The organism is Pseudogemmobacter hezensis, from assembly GCF_013155295.1.
Lineage (GTDB): Bacteria > Pseudomonadota > Alphaproteobacteria > Rhodobacterales > Rhodobacteraceae > Pseudogemmobacter > Pseudogemmobacter hezensis.
The window spans coordinates 1-4,197 of the sequence record NZ_JABJXT010000048.1 but is presented as its reverse complement, the minus strand read 5'-3'; the positions used below and the strand labels follow the sequence as shown (position 1 = coordinate 4,197).

At 55.6% G+C, this 4,197-nt stretch carries 4 protein-coding genes and 1 pseudogene; 4 read left to right on the top strand and 1 reads right to left on the bottom strand.

The genetic code is table 11. The features are described 5' to 3' along the window. Positions 1–171: 171 nt before the first annotated feature. Complete coding sequence (locus HOY34_RS21650) at positions 172–1,182, bottom strand: OmpA family protein (protein WP_172366730.1); 1,011 nt, start codon at positions 1,180–1,182, stop codon at positions 172–174. Here HOY34_RS21650 and HOY34_RS21645 point away from each other — a divergent pair. From HOY34_RS21645 to HOY34_RS21630, 4 genes and pseudogenes are all read left to right on the top strand, one after another. Beyond that, a complete protein-coding gene (locus tag HOY34_RS21645; RefSeq protein WP_172366729.1) occupies positions 1,181–1,804 on the top strand; it encodes a hypothetical protein in 624 nt (207 codons plus the stop codon). The two genes, HOY34_RS21650 and HOY34_RS21645, sit on opposite strands and share 2 nt — an antisense overlap. Positions 1,805–1,932: 128 nt before the next feature. Then, positions 1,933–2,466: an SH3 domain-containing protein gene (locus HOY34_RS21640; protein WP_172366727.1), complete on the top strand. Its 534-nt coding sequence runs from the start codon at positions 1,933–1,935 to the stop codon at positions 2,464–2,466. A 52-nt stretch (positions 2,467–2,518) separates the two neighbouring features. After that, positions 2,519–2,929, top strand: coding sequence for a beta/gamma crystallin family protein (locus HOY34_RS21635; RefSeq protein WP_172366725.1), 411 nt, complete (start codon positions 2,519–2,521; stop codon positions 2,927–2,929). 101 nt (positions 2,930–3,030) lie between these two features. Continuing rightward, positions 3,031–3,497, top strand: a pseudogene (locus HOY34_RS21630) (transposase); the annotation flags it as partial. Positions 3,498–4,197: the final 700 nt, after the last annotated feature.

The window sequence follows — 4,197 nt, the reverse complement described above, 5'->3', positions numbered from 1 at the left end:
AGGGCCCGGCTGTAGCTCGACCAGTTCGTTGTGCGAAAAAGAGGGATCGGCTTGCTCATAGAGCCAACCTAACCCGCTGACTCACAAACATGAATCCATGAGCCGGCCGGATAGTGCAACAAAGCCGGTTCAACGTGAGAATCCAGCCTGCCAGAGCCACGATCAGGTTCATCAGCGCAACCTCAACTCGACACGACGGTTTTTCGCTTTTCCGGCAGAGGTCTCATTGCTTGCCACCGGCTCATCCATACCGCGCCCGGAAGAGGTCAGGCGGCTGGCTTCGATATCGAAACCATTGACCAGCGCATCGACCACTGCTGCAGCACGTCGCTCTGACAGACCCTGGTTATGTGTGCGCCCGCCATCGCTGTCGGTATGGCCGATGATCTCCAGCTTCAGGGCGGGATCATCGCGCAGCATCATTGCAATCTCGAAAACCTGTTCGCGCGAGGGCGGCAGCAGGATGGCACTGTCCGTATCGAACAGCAGATTGTCGAGCGTGACGTTTTCCCCGGCGATCAGACTGTCGCGCATTGAGGCCGCGCCGGTCAGGCCCGGCTCATCCCCGGTAATCACGGTCTTGGTAATCGCCATGACGCCCTTCTCCGGGGTATCGGCAAGCGCCACCTGCATATGGATGACATTCTCGCCTGTGCCTTTCGTCAGATAGAGCAGCCGCGCGCCGCCGGTCTGGAAAAGGTTGCGAACGATCTGCATATCAAGCGCATCCAGCGCGGGCATATTGTTCGGCTTATCAAGCAACAATCCGACATAGACCCCCGGCACCTTATCCCCGCTGGTAAAGCAGTCGCCACGCTCGGTGCTGCATGAGAAAACCACATCATAAGCGGCGTCCTTCGCCGCCGCCTCGAAGCTGCGGGCGATCTGCAGCGCGCTGTCGCCGGGCGCAAAGCGGTAATAGGCGTAGATGATCCGCCCCTCGAGAAGCTTCCAGTTCTCGCCCTCGGTCGCTTTCGAGGGTGAATCCGAGACCGGGCCGGTGATCATCCAGGTCTCATCATAAGTGTCGATCCGCGGGGTCTTTTCTGTCGGCGTGGCAATGGAAAAAAAGTCAAGCAACGATGGCAGGCTCTGCGCCTGGGCCATTGTGGTCACGAGGTGGCCGGCAAACAGGCAGGAGGCCACAACACGCACAACAGACAAGAGGGGCCGGGTCTTCATGAAGGGATCTCCTAGCGTATTTATCCAACCAGGAGGTAATTTTAGAGCGCGCATTTTCAGCCGCATCCACCATTTGGTGGATGCCTTCCCTGCCGCAACCGGAATTATCCACATAGGATGCCCGGTCGGTGAAAAAAATATGATCCTGAATTTTGATACGCGACCTCTGATGCCGCATTGCGCTATCGGCGCTCATCTTCTGGCGGGCCTGTCTGTGATGCCAGATATTGCGCAGAATGGTTCAGGCGCGAAACCAGGAAAGCGCCGGCTTCTCAGCCGCATATTTGCCCCAAATACCTTCCGGCCTTTCAAAGGCATAAACAGAGGCCTCGTCAGAAGCATCCTGATCGTCGCCATTGCCTTCGCCGTGAACAGGCCGACAGAGGCCGCCACAAGAGCATACAGCGACAGCGTAAGGGAAATCAAAGCGATCCTTGATGATGAAGAAGTTTCAATCGCGCTACAGCAGGGAAGAATCAAATCAATCGAGGAAATGAAGAAGGGGTACAAAGTCACCAGTGATAAATGTGAGGCTGAAATAATTGTAACACATATGATTGCGGCACGACCTGGACCAACCCCCTTCACGCTGCGAATAAAGAAAACCCTGTGCCACCACTAGCTATCCCATGGAAACGAATAGCTATGCGATCTGCGATATATAACATCATCGCCTGTATATTCGGAAAGATACCTGAATCCAGGTTGCGTGAAATTAAATCTCATCAGAGATCTGAAAGGAGGACGGCTATGCGTTTTGGTGGCATCTGTGTGGCGCTATTTCTATGTGCAGTCCTGGCAGGCTTCCCTTCGGCGTCACTGAGCCAGCTTATGGCGCGTGGCGCAAGTATGCCGGGCATTCGGGGCGAAGCTACGCAGCTTTTGGCCGTTCGCAATGGGCCGGGGAAAACCTATAAAAAACTGGGCGAATTCCCCAAAGGAAGTGTACTTGTATTCCTGAACATATCCAGCTGCATGAACGGATACTGCCTGGTTCAGGGGGCCGGGGGATTGCGGGGATGGATCCTGAAAGAGGGAACCGTTGACATCACAGTTCCCCTGCCCGACCGGAATGATGTGGTCGGTTATGGCGTCTCTCAGAACAAGCTTAACCTGCGATCAGGCCCTAGCAAGCACGACAGCTTGATTTCCGTTATCCCAGTCGGACAGCCTTTGCATATGCTGAAGTCAAAGATGTGCCGGAACGACTATTGCTATGTCGAGACACCCATGGGCCAGCGTGGCTGGGTGCTGAGATCCCCATTAACAATCGCAAAATACTGATACCGCCATAACAAATGCAACCAATCTCATCCGAAAACAATGGAGAGCTGTCATGATTGGAAAAAAAACACTCCTGCCCTGGGTTTTCGCTGCAATGACTCCTTTTGTCCCCTTGTCTGCGCATGCGGAAACAAGCCCTGGCCTGGGAAAAGGATGCCAGGTCTTTGAGCACAAAGATTTCAAAGGCAGGTCATATGTTATGCCTTCAGGAGTGATGCTTATTGCGGCCAATGACCCAGGATACAGAACCACCACGAATGGTCATAGTTTCGAATATATCGAAGTTTTCTCCCGGCGCTGGAACGATGACATAGGTTCCGTCAAGATGGGCCCGGGATGCAGGGTCACCCTTTATGAACACGTCGACAAGCGCGGGAAAAGTAAAACTTTCGCAGGAAACACCGCCCGGCTGGGATGGTGGAATGATGAGGCCGGAAGAGCAAGCTGCCTGTGCGACAAATAGCTCTCCCAAAGGGCACGCTGGTGGCGCTAGGGTCGGCGTTGTTGCAGAATTCCCCCGCGAGCCGGATTCACGCGAGGAATCCACAGGGCTAATGTTCTGCGATGACGCGACCTGCCCCTACCCGCTGTCGGACGACGAACTGGAAGAGTTACAACGAGGCCCTGAAGCGGCGCTGTTCCCTGCTGGTCTGGTTGGACAAGGACATGACGTGGCTTGCGCCGAAGGCCGGTGGCACTGGCCGACCGGCTGTGTTCAGCGATGTCGCGATCCAGTTTTGCCTGATGGTGAAGGTTCTGTTCGGGCTGCCGCTTCGACAAATCGAGCCAGGTTCCGCCACTGGTTCGAGGAACCCTGGCGAGGCGGTATGGTGGCCAGCATTCTATCGATGGCCGGTCTCGACTGGCCGGTGCCTGATTTTTCGACGCTGAGCCGCCGGCAGAAGCGCATGACTGTGCAGATATCGAACCGTCGTGCGCCGGGTCCTCTAAACTTTCTGGTGGATAGCACCGGGATCAAGTTCCTCGGCGATGGGGAATGGCTTGCACGCAAGCATGGCACACAGCGCCGAGCCGCCGCGATGCGCTGTCGGATCGAATGCCCGGGCGCTATATCTGGCTATTGCGGTGACTGCCCGCAGCCATGGATCCGGGGACTGAGGAAACACCTGTGCGCATCTTGCGCCACTCAGCCAGCGTAGCCTTGAGGCGTGACTCGGCGCTCAGCTCAGGGCAGACAAGCAGGCGCCACGCTGCGGCGCAGGCGATAAAATACAGCCATTATGCGGCCTCCGAATTCTTAGGGGATGGGCGGTCAACCTCCGCAGGCCAGGCAAGGTCTGCGGGCCAGTTTTGGTCGAACCAACACAGAACCTGCTTGTATGCGCTAAGGCGGCATTCCCCGCCCTCAGCCAGTCTGGTGAAGAACCGAATGTGAACGCCAACCCTTCCGGCAACGGTGTGCAGGCCGCGCTCGATATGAGCAGCGTAGGTTTGCGCGAGGATGAGAAGATGTTGCGTGTCCGTAACGCATACTATGCAAATTTACAGAGCTATAGCGGGGTATTTTAACATAGTTTTGGAAACAGACCGTTGTAAATTCACCTGGCTTGTGCGGAGCCGTATATTTTGTGTTTTTTTGCATAATGTGTTGTTTCTCACCCAGAACTGAGCCGTTTAAGGGCATAATTTTCACTGAGAACTGAGCCATGTGAACCTTCCTCCAAAGCGGTGAGCGGCGGGGGCAACGGAGTGATCCACATGGGACTTTTG